This window comes from Janthinobacterium fluminis (assembly GCF_028595325.1).
Classification (GTDB): Bacteria; Pseudomonadota; Gammaproteobacteria; order Burkholderiales; family Burkholderiaceae_D; genus Janthinobacterium; species Janthinobacterium fluminis.
Window position 1 is genome coordinate 101059 of record NZ_JAQQXR010000008.1, and the last position, 15225, is coordinate 116283.

General features: G+C 66.9%; 15 protein-coding genes. 8 read left to right on the forward strand and 7 right to left on the reverse strand.

From position 1 onward, the window contains the following. Nucleotides 1-49 precede the first annotated feature (49 nt). Genes OIK44_RS19435 through glcF form a run of 3 tightly spaced genes read left to right on the forward strand, consistent with a single transcriptional unit; the run spans nucleotide 50 to nucleotide 3881 of the window. The gene (locus OIK44_RS19435) at nucleotides 50-1540 is read left to right on the forward strand and encodes an FAD-linked oxidase C-terminal domain-containing protein (RefSeq protein WP_273673126.1); all 1491 of its coding nucleotides are present in this window, start codon (nucleotides 50-52) and stop codon (nucleotides 1538-1540) included. A gap of 12 nt (nucleotides 1541-1552) precedes the next feature. Further along, nucleotides 1553-2626, forward strand: coding sequence for a glycolate oxidase subunit GlcE (glcE, locus tag OIK44_RS19440; RefSeq protein ID WP_273673127.1), 1074 nt, complete (start codon nucleotides 1553-1555; stop codon nucleotides 2624-2626). A 7-nt stretch (nucleotides 2627-2633) separates the two neighbouring features. Next, complete coding sequence (gene glcF / locus OIK44_RS19445; RefSeq protein ID WP_273673129.1) at nucleotides 2634-3881, forward strand: glycolate oxidase subunit GlcF; 1248 nt, start codon at nucleotides 2634-2636, stop codon at nucleotides 3879-3881. Here glcF and OIK44_RS19450 read toward each other — a convergent pair. The 4 genes from OIK44_RS19450 to OIK44_RS19465 all read right to left on the reverse strand — a co-directional run bounded on the left by OIK44_RS19450 (nucleotide 3878) and on the right by OIK44_RS19465 (nucleotide 8841). Continuing rightward, on the reverse strand, nucleotides 3878-5944 hold the full coding sequence (locus OIK44_RS19450) for a putative bifunctional diguanylate cyclase/phosphodiesterase (protein WP_273673131.1): 2067 nt from the start codon (nucleotides 5942-5944) through the stop codon (nucleotides 3878-3880). The genes glcF and OIK44_RS19450 overlap by 4 nt on opposite strands. 183 nt (nucleotides 5945-6127) lie before the next feature. After that, entirely contained in the window at nucleotides 6128-6622 is a 495-nt protein-coding gene (locus OIK44_RS19455) for a glutathione peroxidase (protein WP_273673134.1), read from the reverse strand. Nucleotide 6623: 1 nt separating this feature from the next. Further along, complete coding sequence (locus tag OIK44_RS19460; protein WP_273673136.1) at nucleotides 6624-7760, reverse strand: PilT/PilU family type 4a pilus ATPase; 1137 nt, start codon at nucleotides 7758-7760, stop codon at nucleotides 6624-6626. A 37-nt stretch (nucleotides 7761-7797) separates the two neighbouring features. After that, nucleotides 7798-8841, reverse strand: coding sequence for a type IV pilus twitching motility protein PilT (locus tag OIK44_RS19465; protein WP_273673137.1), 1044 nt, complete (start codon nucleotides 8839-8841; stop codon nucleotides 7798-7800). Between the two features lie 84 nt (nucleotides 8842-8925). Here OIK44_RS19465 and OIK44_RS19470 point away from each other — a divergent pair, with 84 nt between their 5' ends. After that, complete coding sequence (locus tag OIK44_RS19470; RefSeq protein ID WP_273673139.1) at nucleotides 8926-9627, forward strand: YggS family pyridoxal phosphate-dependent enzyme; 702 nt, start codon at nucleotides 8926-8928, stop codon at nucleotides 9625-9627. Between the two features lie 19 nt (nucleotides 9628-9646). Next, entirely contained in the window at nucleotides 9647-10492 is an 846-nt protein-coding gene (proC, locus tag OIK44_RS19475; RefSeq protein ID WP_273673140.1) for a pyrroline-5-carboxylate reductase, read from the forward strand. 15 nt (nucleotides 10493-10507) lie between these two features. Here proC and OIK44_RS19480 read toward each other — a convergent pair whose 3' ends face one another. Next, the gene (locus tag OIK44_RS19480; protein WP_273673142.1) at nucleotides 10508-10870 is read right to left on the reverse strand and encodes an ElaB/YgaM/YqjD family protein; all 363 of its coding nucleotides are present in this window, start codon (nucleotides 10868-10870) and stop codon (nucleotides 10508-10510) included. 369 nt (nucleotides 10871-11239) lie between these two features. On the opposite strand from OIK44_RS19480, the gene OIK44_RS19485 reads away from it, so the two are divergent. Next, complete coding sequence (locus tag OIK44_RS19485; protein ID WP_273673144.1) at nucleotides 11240-11416, forward strand: hypothetical protein; 177 nt, start codon at nucleotides 11240-11242, stop codon at nucleotides 11414-11416. An 85-nt stretch (nucleotides 11417-11501) separates the two neighbouring features. Here the strand turns inward: OIK44_RS19485 and ubiA are convergent, their stop codons facing one another. Beyond that, nucleotides 11502-12359, reverse strand: a complete 858-nt coding sequence (gene ubiA / locus OIK44_RS19490; protein WP_273673146.1) for a 4-hydroxybenzoate octaprenyltransferase — start codon at nucleotides 12357-12359, stop codon at nucleotides 11502-11504. A gap of 64 nt (nucleotides 12360-12423) precedes the next feature. Continuing rightward, a complete protein-coding gene (locus tag OIK44_RS19495) occupies nucleotides 12424-13362 on the reverse strand; it encodes a hydrogen peroxide-inducible genes activator (protein ID WP_273673297.1) in 939 nt (312 codons plus the stop codon). Nucleotides 13363-13523: 161 nt separating this feature from the next. On the opposite strand from OIK44_RS19495, the gene OIK44_RS19500 reads away from it, so the two are divergent. Both OIK44_RS19500 and OIK44_RS19505 read left to right on the forward strand, forming a co-directional pair. Next, nucleotides 13524-14699, forward strand: coding sequence for a PilT/PilU family type 4a pilus ATPase (locus OIK44_RS19500; protein WP_273673147.1), 1176 nt, complete (start codon nucleotides 13524-13526; stop codon nucleotides 14697-14699). 39 nt (nucleotides 14700-14738) lie between these two features. After that, entirely contained in the window at nucleotides 14739-15215 is a 477-nt protein-coding gene (locus tag OIK44_RS19505) for an adenylyltransferase/cytidyltransferase family protein (RefSeq protein ID WP_273673148.1), read from the forward strand. Nucleotides 15216-15225: the final 10 nt, after the last annotated feature.

A 15225-nucleotide genomic window follows, 5' to 3' on the forward strand; every position in this document is an offset into this window, starting at 1 on the left:
TTTGTGCTTACAATCGCTGTATGCCCAAACGTTCCGCCTCCCATATTTCATGTTGACCGCCAGCTCAGGGCCGGCGTTTACGGCCGCGCGCCAACAGGCCGTCGTCGCCGCCTTGCTGGCGGTGCTGCCGGCGCGCTGCGTGCTGGCCGACGCCGAGGACACCCGTCCGTATGAGTGCGACGGCCTGGCCGCCTACCGGCGCCTGCCGATGGTGGTCGCGCTGCCCGACACGGAGGAGCAGGTGCTGGCCGTGCTCAAGGTGTGCCGCGAGCTGGCCGTGCCCATCGTGCCGCGCGGCGCCGGCACCGGCCTGTCCGGCGGCGCGCTGCCGATCGCCGACGGCGTCGTGCTGTCGACGGCGCGCCTGAACGGCATCGTGCGGCTGGATGCGTATGCGCGCACGGCCGTGGTGCAGCCGGGCGTGCGCAACCTGGCCATTTCCGACGCGGCCGCGCCGCACGGCCTGTATTACGCGCCCGACCCGTCCTCGCAGATCGCCTGCACGATAGGCGGCAACGTGGCGGAAAACTCGGGCGGCGTGCACTGCCTCAAGTACGGCTTGACCGTGCACAATGTGCTGCGCGTGCGCGTGGCGACCCTGGACGGCGACATCGTCGAGCTGGGCGGCGAGTCGCTGGACGCCCCCGGCCTCGACCTGCTGGCCGTGTTCATCGGCTCCGAAGGCATGCTCGGCATCGTCACCGAGGTCACCGTCAGGCTGATACCGAAGCCGGCGGCGGCGCGCGTCATCATGGCCTCGTTCGGCGACATCGTCAGCGGCGGCAACGCGGTGGCCGAGGTGATCGCCGCCGGCATCATTCCGGCCGGGCTGGAGATGATGGACCAAACCTCGTCGCGCATGGTCGAGCCCTTCGTCAAGGCCGGCTACGACCTGGACGCCGCCGCCATCCTGCTGTGCGAGGCCGACGGCACGGCCGAGGAGGTCGACGAGGAGGTCGCGCGCATGACGGCGGTGCTGCAGGCGGCCGGCGCCGGCGCCATCGCCGTGTCGGGCTCGGAGGCCGAACGCCTGAAGTTCTGGTCGGGGCGCAAGAACGCGTTTCCGGCGGCGGGCCGCATCTCGCCCGATTACTATTGCATGGACGGCACGATTCCGCGCAAGCGCCTCGCCGAGGTGCTGAGCGGCATCGCGCGGATGGAGGGCAAATATGGCTTGCGCTGCGCCAATGTGTTCCACGCCGGCGACGGCAACCTGCATCCGCTGATCCTGTTCGACGCCAACAAGCTGGAGGAATTCGAGCGGGCCGAGGCGTTCGGCGCCGAGATTCTCGCGCTGTGCGTCGAGGTCGGCGGCACCATCACGGGCGAGCATGGCGTCGGCATGGAAAAGATCAACTCGATGTGCCTGCAGTTCACGGCCCAGGAGCTGGGCGCGTTCATGGCGCTCAAGCGCGCCTTCGACCCGGCCGGCCTGCTGAATCCGGACAAGGCCATTCCGACGCTGAACCGTTGCGCCGAATTCGGCAAGATGCATGTGGCCGGCGGCCAGTTGAAGTTCGCGCATTTGCCGCGTTTTTAGGGTGGGAACGAAGTGGAACAGATAGTCGAACAATTCCGGGCGCGCATCCTGGCCGCGGCGGCGGCCGGCACGCCGCTGCGTCTGCGCGGCGGCGGCAGCAAGGACTGGTACGGCCAGCAGCCGGCCGGCGAGCCGCTCGACACGCGCGCCTACAGCGGCATCGTCGCCTACGAGCCGACCGAGCTGGTGATCACGGCGCGCTGCGGCACGCCGCTGGCCGAGGTCGAGGCGGCGCTGGCGGCGCGCCGGCAGATGCTGGCGTTCGAGCCGCCCCATTTCGGGCCGGGCGCCACCATAGGCGGCGTCGTCGCCTGCGCCTTGGCCGGGCCGCGCCGCGCCAGCGCCGGCGCCGTGCGCGACTTCGTGCTGGGCGCGGTGCTGATGGACGGCAAGGGCGACGTCCTGACCTTCGGCGGCCAGGTGATGAAGAACGTCGCCGGCTACGATGTCTCGCGCCTGCTGGCCGGTTCGCTCGGCACGCTGGGCTTGATCTTGCAGGTGTCGCTGAAGGTGCTGCCGCTGCCCGTGTGCGAGGCCAGCCTGCGCTTCGCCGCCAGCGAAATCGACGCGCTGCGCATGCTCAATGAATGGGCCGGCCGGCCGCTGCCGATTTCCGCCAGTTGCTGGCACGACGGCGCGCTCAGCGTGCGCCTGTCCGGCGCGCGCGCGGCCGTGGCGGCGGCGCAGCGCGAGCTGGGCGGCGCCGCGCTGGGCGGCGCCGCGCTGGACGGCGCCGACGCCTTCTGGGCCAGCCTGCGCGAACAGACGCACGGCTTTTTCGCCGGCGCGGGGCCGCTGTGGCGGCTGTCGCTGCCGCCGGCCGCCAGCGCGCTGATCCTCAAGGGCGAGCACTTGATCGAGTGGGGCGGCGCGCAGCGCTGGCTGAAGGCGGACGCCGACCCGGCCACGGCGCAGGGCATACGCCGCAGCGTGGCGGCGGCCGGCGGCCACGCCAGCCTGTTCCGCGGCGGCGACAAAGACGTCGGCGTGTTCCATCCGCTGGCGCCGGCCGTCGCCGCCATCCACCAGCGCCTGAAGCTGGCCTTCGACCCGGCCGGGGTGTTCAATCCCGGCCGCATGTACTGAGCCCGCCATGCAAACGAATCTCGCCGATTTCATCAAACACAGCCGCGAAGGCGACGAGGCCGAGGCCATTTTGCGCGCCTGCGTCCATTGCGGTTTCTGCACCGCGACCTGCCCGACCTACCAGTTGCTGGGCGATGAGCTGGACGGCCCGCGCGGCCGCATCTACCTGATCAAGCAGGTGCTGGAGGGCGCGCCGGTGACGGCGAAGACGCAGACCCACCTGGACCGCTGCCTGACCTGCCGCAACTGCGAAACCACCTGTCCGTCCGGCGTGCGCTACGGGCGTTTGCTCGACATCGGCCGTAAGGTCGTCGAGCAGCGCGTGCGCCGGCCGCTGGGCGAGCGCGCGCTGCGCTTCGTGCTCAGGCAGGGCCTGCCGCGCCGCTGGCTGTTCACGCCGGCGCTGCGGGCCGGGCAGTTGCTGCGGCCGCTGCTGTCGCTGCCGATGCAGGATAAGCTGCCGCGCATCGGCGGCGCGGGGCGCTGGCCGGCGCGCAGACACGCGCGCAAGATGCTGGTGCTGCAGGGCTGCGCGCAGCCGGCGCTGGCGCCGAACATCAACGCCGCCGCCGCGCGCGTGCTCGACGCCGTCGGCGTGCAGTTGATCGTCGCGCCGAAGGCCGGCTGTTGCGGCGCGCTGCGCCACCACTTGAACGCGCAGGAGGCGGCGCTCGACGATATGCGCCGCAATATCGACGCGTGGTGGCCGCATGTCGTTGGCGACGATGCCGTCGAGGCGATTGTGATGACGGCCTCCGGCTGCGGCGTCACGGTGAAGGAGTACGGCCATCTGCTGGCGCACGACGACGCGTATGCGGCCAAGGCGCGCCGCATCGCCGAGCTGACGCGCGACCTGAGCGAGATATTGCCGGAGTTCGAGGCGGAGCTGGCGGCCAGGCTGCGCGGCAAGGTCAAGGAGCGCGTCGCCTACCATCCGCCCTGCACCCTGCAGCACGGCCAGCAAATCCGCAGCAAGGTCGAGGGCTTGCTGCGCGCGGCCGGGGTCGACGTGGCCCTGTGCGCCGACAGCCACTTGTGCTGCGGCTCGGCCGGCACGTATTCGATCTTGCAGCCGGAGCTGGCGCTGCAGCTGCGCGACCGCAAGCTGGCCAGCCTGGCCGACACGGAGGCGGCGCTGATCGTGTCGGCCAATGTCGGCTGCCAGGTGCACCTGCAGTCGGGCACCGAGACGCCGGTGCGGCATTGGATCGAGCTGATCGACAGCGCGCTGGCGGCGCCGCCCGCGTCCGGCTAGGCGGCGCTGAGCGTCGCGGCGGCGCGCCATTCGGGCGCCGGGGCGAATGCGGCGGCCCACTTCAGCACGGCGTCGGCCGGCATCGGCCGGGCGATGCCGTAGCCCTGGGCCAGGTCGCAGCCCATCTGCATCAGGCGGCTGCCGTGGGCCACCGTTTCGACGCCCTCGGCGATGACGGTCAGCTTGAACGATTTGGCCAGGCCGATGACGGCGCCGACCAGGTGCAGGTCGTCGCGGTCGTTGAGCATATTGCGCACGAAGCTTTGGTCGATCTTCAGGATGTTGGCCGGCAGCCGCTTCAGGTAGGACATCGACGAGTAGCCGGTGCCGAAGTCGTCCAGCGCGAAGGTGATGCCCAGTTGCTGGCAAGCCCGCATCACGCGGCGCACGTGTTCGATGTCGTCCAGCGCCGACGATTCCAGGATTTCCAGCTCCAGCATGCTGGCGCGCACGCCGGGAAATTCGGCCAGGATGGCTTTCAGGCGCGAGACGAAGTCCGCTTGCTGGAAGTGGCGCGCGGCGATGTTGACGCTGACGATCCAGTGGCGTCCCGCCGCCGTCCAGCGCTGCATCTGCCACAGGGCCTGGCGCAGCACCCATTCGCCGATGTCGATGATCAGGTCGGTCTGCTCGACCATCGGCAAAAATTGCAGCGGCCCCAGCACGCCGCGGCGCGGGTGCTGCCAGCGCAGCAGCGCCTCCATGCCGACGACGTCGCCGGCGCGCATGTTCACCTTCGGCTGGTAGTAGAGGCGGAACTCGCCGGCCAGCAGCGCCTGGCGGATTTCCGTGCGCTGGTTGTGGTGGGTGCGCACCTCCTCGTCCAGGCCCGCGTCGAAGAAGTGGTATTTGTTGCGGCCGGTCAGTTTGGCCTGGTAGACGGCGTGGTCGGCGTGGCGCAGCAGCGTCTCGGTGCTGGTTTCCTTGCCGGCGTAGACGGCGACGCCGACGCTGACCGACAGCGCCAGCTTCTGCCCGTCGCACAGATAGGCTTGCGACAGCTCCTCCAGCAGTTGCGCGACGATGCGCTCGATGGCGGCCGTGTCGCCGGGGCCGGACAGCAGCATGACGAATTCGTCGCCGCCCAGGCGCGCCGAGTAGTGGGTCTGGTTGGCGAAGGCGTGCAGCCGCGCCGCCACCTGCTTGAGGATGTCGTCGCCGGATTCGGCGCCGAAGCGGTCGTTGACGCCCTGAAAATGGTCGACGTCGATCAGGCAGACGGCCAGCATGCGCTGGCGCTCGCGCGCGAGGAACAGGTCTTGCTCGAAGCGGGCCGCCAGCGCCGTGCGGTTCGGCAGGCCGGTCAGCACGTCGTGGTAGTTCTGCCACGACATCTGCTGCAGCGCGCTTTGCATCTGCACCGTCTGCGCCAGTTGGTCGCCCAGGCTTTTCTCGCTGGCCCGCAGCGACGTCAGCAGGGTCTGCACCTCGCCGGCCATGTTGTTGAAGGTGGTCGCCAGCGCGCGCGACTCGGGCGTGCCGCGCACGCGCATGCGCGCGTCGTAGTCGCCGTGCTGGAAGCGGTCGGTCGCCTGCGCCAGGTGGCGCAGCATTTGCCGGTTGGCGCTCAGGATCAGGCCCAGCAGCAGGTAGATCAGCAGGATGCTGACGCCGCTGATGCTGGCCTGCTTGAGCATGGCGTCCCAGATGCGGTTGGTCGGCAGCGTCGGCGCGAAGGTCAGCGACAGCATGCCGCTGCCGCCCGGTTTCAGCGCCACGGGAAAGGATTGGCGCAGCGCGCCTATGCCGGTGAGGCCGCCGAACCAGTCCGGGTAGCGCTGCCGGCCGGCGGCCGGGTTGGCGATTTCCATGTGCTTGTTGGGGCAGTCCCAGCGGATCAGGGCGAGGTCCTGGTTCAGCGGCAGCGCGCTCGACAGGATGGCCTGGACGGCCGCGTGGTCGCGCTCACCGGCGATAGGCAGCAGCGTCGAGGCCAGGTATTTGCCCAGTTCCTGGGCCTCGGCATGGTAGCGCGCGCTGGCGTTGGCCGTTTCGGCGTCGATCAGCAGTTTGTAGCGGATGCCGGAAACGGCGAGGATGAGGAAGAAGATAGGTGTAAACAAGCGGGAATACATCCCCATACTCATCCATGACGCTATGATTTTCCTCAACACTTGCATCGTTTCTGACCCAAATCGGCATAATAAATCTGCAAGCATTATCACCGAAAAGGCTGGCAAGCGGGAGCGTGGAAACGAAAACGCCGTCAAAAAAGCCTGGCGGCGCGATGCGGCGCCGCCGCCGGCCTATTCGGCCAGCAGCGCCTCGATGTCGGCCACGAGCTCGGCCGGCGCCGTCGTCGGCGCGTAGCGCTGGTAGACGGTGCCGTCCTTGCGCACAAGAAACTTCGTGAAGTTCCATTTGATGGCCTCGGTGCCGAGCACGCCGCGCGCCTGCTTTTTCAGGCTGGCGAACAGGGGATGGGTGGCGCCGCCGTTGACGTCGATCTTGGCGAACAGGGGGAAGGTGACGCCGAATTTTTTTTCGCAAAAGCTGGCGATTTCCTCGGCCGTGCCCGGTTCCTGGGCGCCGAACTGGTTGCAGGGGAAACCCAGCACGACGGCGCCGCGGTCCTTGAACTGTTGGTAGACTTGCTCCAGCCCCTGGTACTGGGGGGTGAAGCCGCATTGGCTGGCGGTGTTGACGATCAGCACAACCTTGCCCCGGTATGCGGCCAGGTCGACGGGGGGGCCGGCCAGGCTGTCGGCGCTGAAATCGTAAATGGTGTTGGCAGCAGTCATATCAGATGATCCCCAGGTGTTCGGTGCCGGCGGACAGGTCGCGGGTTTTCGCGGCCTTGCCCTGCAGTTTGATGGATAGGCGCAAGTCGTTGACGGAGTCGGCGTTGCGCAAGGCGTCTTCATAGGTGATCTTGTCGTCCTCGAACAGGTCGAACAGCGACTGGTCGAAGGTTTGCATGCCCAGCTCGCGCGATTTTTTCATCAACTCCTTGATCTCGTGCACCTGGCCCTTGAAGATCAGGTCCGAGATCAGCGGCGAGTTGAGGAGGATTTCGATGGCCACGCAGCGGCCCTTGCTTTCCTTGAGCGGGATCAGGCGCTGCGAAATCATGCCCTTCAGGTTCAGCGACAAATCCATCAGCAATTGCTGGCGCCTTTCCTCTGGGAAGAAGTTGATGATGCGGTCGAGCGCCTGGTTGGCGCTGTTGGCGTGCAGCGTGGCCAGGCACAGGTGGCCCGTCTCGGCGAAGGCGATGGCGTGGTCCATGGTTTCGCGGTCGCGGATTTCGCCGATCTGTATCACGTCCGGCGCCTGGCGCAGGGTGTTTTTCAGCGCCGTTTCCCAGTCGTTGGTGTCGACGCCGACCTCGCGCTGGGTCACGATGCAATTCTTGTGCGGGTGGACGTATTCGACCGGGTCTTCGATGGTGATGATGTGGCCGTAGCTGTTCTCGTTGCGGTAGCCGACCATCGCCGCCAGCGTCGTCGACTTGCCCGAGCCGGTGGCGCCGACCATGATGACGAGGCCGCGCTTGCTCATGACGACTTCCTGCAGCACGGGCGGCAGGCCGAGTTCCTCCAACTTGGGGATCGCCGTCGTGATGGTGCGCAAGACCATCCCCACGCAGCTCATCTGCACGAAGGCGGAGACGCGGAAGCGCCCCAGGTCGCCGGGGCTGATGGCGAAGTTGGCCTCCTTGCTCAGCTCGAAGGAGGCGGTTTGCTTGTCGTTCATGATGGCGCGCGCCAGGTCGCTGGTGTGGGCCGCCGTCAGCACCTGGGTCGAGACGGGCGTGAGCTTGCCGTCGATCTTGATGGCGGGCGGGAAGCCGGCCGTGATGAACAGGTCCGAGCCGTGCTTGCCGACCATCAGGCGCAGCAGGTCGAACATGAATTTTGAAGCCTGGTCGCGTTCCATGGTGCGGGTCCTTGTAGAGCCGGCCTGTCAACCGGGCTTAGCCGGGGAAGTTGTCCGGCGTTTTCGCCGCCGAGCGGGCGGCCGCGGCCGAGATGACGTTGCGCCGCACCAGGTCCGTCAGCGTCTGGTCCAGGGTCTGCATGCCGACGTTGCTGCCGGTCTGGATGGCCGAGTACATCTGGGCGATCTTCGCCTCGCGGATCAGGTTGCGGATGGCCGGCGTGGCGATCATGATTTCGTGGGCGGCCACGCGGCCCGTGCCGTCCTTGGTTTTCAGCAGCGTCTGCGAGATGACGGCTTGCAGCGACTCCGACAGCATGGCCCGCACCATTTCCTTTTCATCGGCCGGGAAGACGTCGACGATGCGGTCGATGGTCTTGGCGGCGGACGAGGTGTGCAGGGTGCCGAACACGAGGTGGCCCGTTTCGGCCGCCGACAGGGCCAGGCGTATCGTTTCCAGGTCGCGCAACTCGCCCACCAGGATCACGTCCGGGTCTTCCCGCAGCGCCGAGCGCAGCGCGTTGTTGAACGACAGCGTGTGCGGCCCCACCTCGCGCTGGTTGATCAGGCATTTCTTCGATTCATGGACGAATTCGATCGGGTCTTCGATGGTCAGGATGTGGCCGTACTCGGATTCGTTGACGTGGTTCACCATCGCCGCCAGCGTCGTCGACTTGCCCGAGCCGGTCGGCCCCGTCACCAGCACCAGGCCGCGCGGCTTGAGCGCCAGCTCGGCGAAGATGCGCGGGCAGTTCAGTTCCTCCAGGCTCATGATCTTCGATGGAATCGTGCGCAGCACGGCCGAGGCGCCCCGTTCCTGGTTGTAGGCGTTGACGCGGAAGCGCGCCAGGCCGGGAATGGCGAAGGAAAAATCGCATTCGAGCATTTCCTCGTAAGCCTTGCGCTGGCCGTCGTTCATGATGTCATAGATCATGCCGTGGACGTCCTTGTGCTCCAGCGGCGGCAGGTTGATGCGGCGCACGTCGCCGTGCACCCGTATCATCGGCGGCAGGCCGGCCGACAGATGCAAATCGGAAGCCTTGTTCTTGACGGAGAATGCGAGTAGTTCGGAGATGTCCATTTATAATCCCTGTGCCTGCAATAAAGGGGCGCAAGGCCCGGGCCTGTACACCGGAATTGCTTTACATTACCCCGCAAAATGATTATGTCCACAATCGAGCAGAACTTGCAAGCAGTCCATCAAGGTATCGTTGCCGCCATTCAAGAGGCGGGCCGCCCGGCAGGCGACGTCGCGCTGCTGGCCGTGTCGAAGACCTTCGGCGCGGACGCCGTGCTGGCCGCCGCCCAGGCGGGCCAGCGGGCCTTCGGCGAAAATTATCTGCAGGAAGCGCTGGACAAGATCGCCGCCGTCGCGGCGCTGCTGCCCCGGGCCGGCCTCGAATGGCATTTTATCGGCCCCATCCAGAGCAACAAGACGCGCCCGATCGCCGAGCATTTCGACTGGGTGCACACGGTCGAGCGCGAAAAGATCGCCCAGCGCCTGTCGGAGCAGCGCCCGGCCGGGCTGGCGCCGCTGAATATTTGCCTGCAGGTCAACATCAGCGGCGAGACCAGCAAGAGCGGCGTGGCGCCGCAGCAATTGCGCGCGCTGGCGCTGCAGGTCGCGGCGCTGCCGCATCTGCGCCTGCGCGGCTTGATGGCGATCCCCGAGCCGGCCGTCGAGTTCGAGCGGCAGCGCGCCGCCTTCGCCCAGTTGCGCGCACTGTACGAGCAATTGCGCGGCGACGGGCTGGCCCTGGATACCTTGTCGATGGGCATGTCGGCCGACATGCGCGCGGCCGTCGTCGAGGGCGCCACCATCGTGCGCGTCGGCAGCGCCATTTTTGGTTCACGGAATTACTCATAAAGCACAGCGGAGACGGACTATGAACGCAAGCAACAAGGAATTGAAGATCGCCTTCGTCGGCGGCGGCAATATGGCGGCGGCGCTGATCGCCGGCCTGACCGGCAAGTTGACGGCCGGCGCCAACATCCACGTCGTCGACCCGAACGCCGACGCGCTGGCCAGGCTGGCGGCGCAATTCGGCGTCACCACGGCGCCGGCGGCCGACGCGGCGCTGGCCGCCTGCGACGTCGTGGTGCTGGCGGTCAAGCCGCAGAGCATGCGCGACGTGGCGGCGCAACTGCTGCCGTTCCTGGGCGGCGCGGCGCGGCCGCTGGTGCTGTCTATCGCCGCCGGCATCCGCGGCGCCGACCTGTCGCGCTGGCTGGGCGGCTATGGCGCCGTGGTGCGCTGCATGCCGAACACGCCGGCCCTGATCGGCCTGGGCATCACCGGCATGGTCGCCAGCGCCGGCGTGGCGGCCGCGCAAAAGGACGCTGCCGACGCCATCATGCGGGCCGTCGGCACCACCGTCTGGCTGGACGAGGAAACCTTGATCGACCCCGTGACGGCCGTGTCCGGCAGCGGCCCGGCCTATGTGTTTTACTTCATCGAGGCGCTGCAGGAGGCGGCGGCCGAGTTGGGCTTGACACCGGCGCAGGGCAAGCAGCTGGCGCTGGCGACCTTCGTCGGCGCCGCGCAATTGGCGGCGCAGTCGGACGAGCCGGTGGCGCTGCTGCGCGAGCGCGTTACGTCGAAGGGCGGCACCACCTACGCGGCCCTGAGCAGCATGGAAAGCAGCGGCGTCAAGGACGCGATCAAGGCGGCCGTGAAGGCGGCCGCGCGGCGCGGCAAGGAAATGGGCGACGAACTGGGCGCCGCCGCCTGAGGGCGCAGCCTGGACTCAGCGGCGCGAAATCAGCAGGCCGAAGACGATGCCGACGGCGGCGCCCAGGCCAACCGATTTCCACGGATTGTCCTTGACGTAGGTGTCGGTGGCCTGGGCCGCCAGCTTGGTCTTGGCCAGCATGTTCGCCTCGACGCGCAGCAAGTCGGTTTTCGCGGTGCGCAGCGTGTCCTCGAAGCGCTCCTTGACGGCTTGCAGTTCCTCGCCGCTGTGCGCGGCGCCGCTGCTGAGCCAGTCTTCCGCCTCATGGATGATGTGCTTCATGTCGTTCATGAGTTTCTCGCGGGCGTCGCTGCCGCTGTGCGCGTTCAGTTCGGCGCCGCTGTCGCCGCCGTTGCCGCTGGGGTGGGTCGAATTCATGTAGTTCCTCATTGTGGAATAAAACACCGGGAAGTTTCAGTGTAGGCAGCGGCCGCTCCGGTGGCTTGCGGCACCTCAACCGGCGTGCGCCCCCGCCGCGCGTCCGGCCCCGCCGTTCGGCCCCGCCGTCCAGCCCCGCCGTCCAGGAAATACGTCGATTGTTTCAATTCCGTGGAAAACCGGGCCGCGGCCGTTCGTGCTGAATTTTCTGCGCCGAGCCGGCGCCGCCTTTTAATATTATATCTTTATTACTATTTTGCTCTTTTCCAGGATGGGCGGTGCTAGACTTTTCCATCCCGTCCGCGGACATGGCGGAGCGGACCGGGCCGCAGCTTTGTCATTTCATTCACCGCCATAAAAGGACACATAATGATGACCGTAAAAAAAGCAATGTTCGTGTTTTTTGCCGCCCTTGGCTTCTCCGGCGCCTTCAGCACTACGGCGGTGGCGCGGCCGGATGACGCCTATTGCAGCGAGCTGATCAGCGATTGCCTCGACGGCAACCAGTACGCCTGCCAGCGCTGGAACCAGGTCTGCCGCCGCTGAGGACAGCGGCGCTTGCCCTTGCTTCCAAGCGCCCGCGTGCCGGGCGCAGAGTAAACGCCGTGGCCATGCCCGGCGCCGCTTTTCGCTAGCGCAGCCCGTAGTCGAGGGCGACGCCGGCGAACACGGCCGCGCCCAGCCAGTTATTGTGGCGGAAGGCGGCGAAGCAGGGCATCCGCTCGCGGCCACGGATCAGGGTGTAGTGGTAGAGCGCGCAGCCGGCCGCCACCGCCAGGCCGGCGAGATACCAGCCGCGCAAGCCCAGTTGCCAGCCGCAGACCAGCCAGATCAGTCCGGCGGCGAGGTAGCAAGCCATCACGGCGGCGACGTCGTGGCGGCCGAAGGTGATGGCCGAGGTCTTGATGCCGATCTTCAAGTCGTCGTCGCGGTCGACCATCGCATACTCGGTGTCGTAGGCCACGGCCCAGAACACGTTGCCCAGTAACAGCAGCCAGGCCAGCGGCGGCACCGTGCCCTGCACGGCGGCGAAGGCCATCGGAATGCCGAAGCCGTAGGCGACGCCGAGGTAGGCTTGGGGGATGGCGAAGAAGCGCTTGAAGTAGGGGTAGCTGGCGGCGATGGCGACGGCCACCACCGACAGTTGCTTGGTCAAGCTGTTCAAGGGCTGGATCAGGGCGAAGGCCAGCAGCATCAGCACGGCGGCCACGGCCAGCGCCTCCTTGCCGCTGATGCGTCCGCTGGTGACGGGGCGCTCGGCCGTGCGCTTGACGTGTTTGTCGATGTCGCGGTCGGCGTAGTCGTTGACGGCGCAGCCGGCCGAGCGCGTCAGGAAGGTGCCGATGCTGAAGATCAGCAGCAGGCGCCAGTCCGGCGCGCCTTGCCCCGCCAGCCACAGCGCGCACAGGGTGGGCCACAGCAGCAGCACGGTGCCGATCGGCTTGTCGAGCCGGATCAGGCGGAAATACAGCGCCAGTTTATTCGTCATGGGTCTATCGCGTCGGAAGGCAAACGGGGATTATCGCAAATTCTCGCCAGGCTGCCCGTGGGGGCTATTTATCCGCGGCGTGCAGGTGGTTGACGCCCGGCAGGGGGCAGGCGGCGACGGCTTCGCAGAGGGCGTCGATGGCGGCCTTGCGTGTGAAGCTCTTGCGCCAGACGATGACGACGCGGCGCGACGGCGCCGGCTGGTCGAAGGGGCGAAATTGCAGCAAGCCCTCGCGCACCTGCATGTCCGGCACCGAGGCGCGCGGCAGCACGGTCAGGCCGATGCCGCTGGCGACCATGTGGCGGATGGTTTCCAGCGAGGAACCTTCGAAGGTGCGCTGCATGCCGTTGCCGGGCGCGGCGAAGCGGGCCATTTCGGGGCACACTTCCAGCACCTGGTCGCGGAAGCAGTGGCCGTTGCCCAGCAAGAGCATGTTTTCCGATTTCAAGTCGTCGGCCGGGATGGTCTTGCGCGCCGTCCACGGGTGGTTTTTCGGCATCGCCACGACGAAGGGCTCGTCGTACAGCGCTTGCATGGACATGCCGTGCTCGGGCAGCGGCAGGGCCATGATGGCCACGTCCAGTTCGCCTTGGCGCAGCAGTTCCAGGAGCCGCACGGTGAAGTTTTCCTGCAAGACCAGCGGCATTTGCGGCACTTTGTCTATCATCGCCGTGACCAGCGGCGGCAGCAGGTAGGGGCCGATGGTGTAGATCACGCCCAGGCGCAGCGGGCCGGCCAGCGGGTCTTTGTTTTGCTTGGCCAATTCCTTGATGGCGGCCGTCTGTTCCAGCACGCGTTCGGCCTGGGCGATGATTTGCGCGCCCAGCGGCGTGACGGAGATTTCCGCGCCGCCCCGCTCGAACAGGACAACGCCCAGTTCGTCTTCGAGTTTTTTGATGGCGACCGACAGCGTCGGCTGCGCCACGTAACAGGCTTCGGCGGCGTGGCCGAAGTGTTTGGCGCGCGCGACTGCAACAATGTATTTGAGTTCAGTCAGTGTCATCATTGTATTGAAACACAGGCAACGCCGATGTGCAATGCCCGGCATCCGCCGAAAACGCCAAACTGTGGCGCAGATGGCGTATTGTAGCGGGGTGGGGCGCCCGCCGCAGCGGGGGGGAGGCCGGCGCCCGCCCCTCCGCTGCCCCTCCAGGAAAGGCGCCCATGTCCACCACCTTCGGCCCCGACGAGGCACTAGCGTATATCCACAAGCTGCTCAAGGCGATGCACCATGTGGGCGGTTCGGACTTGTTCATTTCCGCCGATTTCCCGCCCAGCATCAAGGCGCAGGGCGCGATGAAGGCGCTGAGCCAGCAAAGGCTCAGCGGCGAGGTGACCCGGGCGCTGGCGCTGGCGCTGATGAACGCCAAGCAGCAACGCGAGTTCGAGCAAGAGATGGAGTGCAATTTCGCCGTCTCCCTGCCCGAGGTGTGCCGTTTCCGCGTCAACGTCTATGTGCAGCAGCAAAACGTGGCGATGGTGATCCGCACGATCGCCTCGGAAATCCCGAACTTCGAGAAGCTCGACCTGCCCGAGGTGCTCAAGGACGTCATCATGACCAAGCGGGGCCTGGTGCTCGTCGTCGGCGGCACCGGCTCGGGCAAGTCGACGACGCTGGCGGCGATGATCGATTACCGCAACGCCCACTCGGCCGGCCACATCATCACGGTCGAGGACCCGGTCGAGTACGTGCACAAGAACAAGGGTTGCCTGATCACCCACCGCGAGGTCGGCGTCGACACGCTGTCCTGGCACAACGCGCTGAAGAACACGCTGCGCCAGGCGCCGGACGTGATCTTGATCGGCGAAATCCGCGACACGGAGACGATGGAGCACGCCATCGCCTTCGCCGAAACGGGCCATCTGTGCCTGGGCACCCTGCACGCGAACAACTCGAACCAGACCATGGACCGCATCATCAATTTCTTCCCCGAGGAGCGGCGCGGCCAGTTGCTGATGGACTTGTCGTCTAACCTGCGCGCCATCGTCTCGCAGCGCCTGGTGCGCACCGAGGACGGCCAGGGCCGCAAGGCCGCCATCGAAATACTGCTGAACACGCCGACGATCGCCGAGATGGTGTTGAAGGGGAATTTCCAGGCGATCAAGGAAATCATGCACAAATCGCGGGAATTGGGCATGTGCACTTTCGACCAGGCCCTGTATGAACTCTATAATAAGGGGTATATCGCTTACGACGAGGCGATCCGCAATGCCGATTCGGCCAATGGTTTGCGGCTGCAGATCAAGCTGCGCGGCGACCGCAAGGAGCCGGGCGGCGCGGCCGCGGCCGCGGGCCAGTTCAGCATGCAGATCGACGAAGAGAGCGAACCCGAGTCCTGACGGTTCGCCGTTGCCGCCATCAACCCCACACAATTTACCATGCCACAATTTGAAACGAAGATTTGCAGCCGCGACGACCTGGCCGAACGCGTTGCCGCCTTGCCGAAGCCGGTGGTCGTCACCAACGGCGTGTTCGACATCCTGCACCGCGGCCACGTGACCTATCTGGCGCAGGCGCGCGCGCTGGGCGCCTCGCTGGTGGTGGCGATCAACACCGACGCTTCCGTGAAGCGCCTGGGCAAGGGCGACGACCGGCCGCTGAACGCCTGCGAGGACCGCATGGCTGTGCTGGCGGCCCTGGAGTCGGTCAGCCTGGTGGTGCCGTTTTCGGAAGACAGCGCGCTGGAAGTGGTGCAGGAAACGCGGCCGCAGGTTTACGCCAAGGGCGGCGACTACGATATGACGGCCATTCCCGAGGGCAAGGCTGTGCTGGCCTACGGCGGCCAGGCCGTGGCGATCGACTTCGCCCACGACCGCTCGACGACCAAGCTGCTGAGCAAGGTGCGCGCCGGCTGAGCGCCGGCGC

Coding starts and splice junctions, on each gene's coding strand:
- OIK44_RS19435 (WP_273673126.1), top strand. CDS start 50: ATGTTGACCGCCAGCTCAGGGCCGGCGTTTACGGCCGCGCGCCAACAG.
- glcF (WP_273673129.1), top strand. CDS start 2,634: ATGCAAACGAATCTCGCCGATTTCATCAAACACAGCCGCGAAGGCGAC.
- OIK44_RS19455 (WP_273673134.1), bottom strand. CDS start 6,622: ATGACTGCTGCCAACACCATTTACGATTTCAGCGCCGACAGCCTGGCC.
- OIK44_RS19460 (WP_273673136.1), bottom strand. CDS start 7,760: ATGGAACGCGACCAGGCTTCAAAATTCATGTTCGACCTGCTGCGCCTG.
- OIK44_RS19465 (WP_273673137.1), bottom strand. CDS start 8,841: ATGGACATCTCCGAACTACTCGCATTCTCCGTCAAGAACAAGGCTTCC.
- OIK44_RS19470 (WP_273673139.1), top strand. CDS start 8,926: ATGTCCACAATCGAGCAGAACTTGCAAGCAGTCCATCAAGGTATCGTT.
- proC (WP_273673140.1), top strand. CDS start 9,647: ATGAACGCAAGCAACAAGGAATTGAAGATCGCCTTCGTCGGCGGCGGC.
- OIK44_RS19480 (WP_273673142.1), bottom strand. CDS start 10,870: ATGAATTCGACCCACCCCAGCGGCAACGGCGGCGACAGCGGCGCCGAA.
- OIK44_RS19485 (WP_273673144.1), top strand. CDS start 11,240: ATGATGACCGTAAAAAAAGCAATGTTCGTGTTTTTTGCCGCCCTTGGC.
- ubiA (WP_273673146.1), bottom strand. CDS start 12,359: ATGACGAATAAACTGGCGCTGTATTTCCGCCTGATCCGGCTCGACAAG.
- OIK44_RS19495 (WP_273673297.1), bottom strand. CDS start 13,362: ATGACACTGACTGAACTCAAATACATTGTTGCAGTCGCGCGCGCCAAA.
- OIK44_RS19500 (WP_273673147.1), top strand. CDS start 13,524: ATGTCCACCACCTTCGGCCCCGACGAGGCACTAGCGTATATCCACAAG.
- OIK44_RS19505 (WP_273673148.1), top strand. CDS start 14,739: ATGCCACAATTTGAAACGAAGATTTGCAGCCGCGACGACCTGGCCGAA.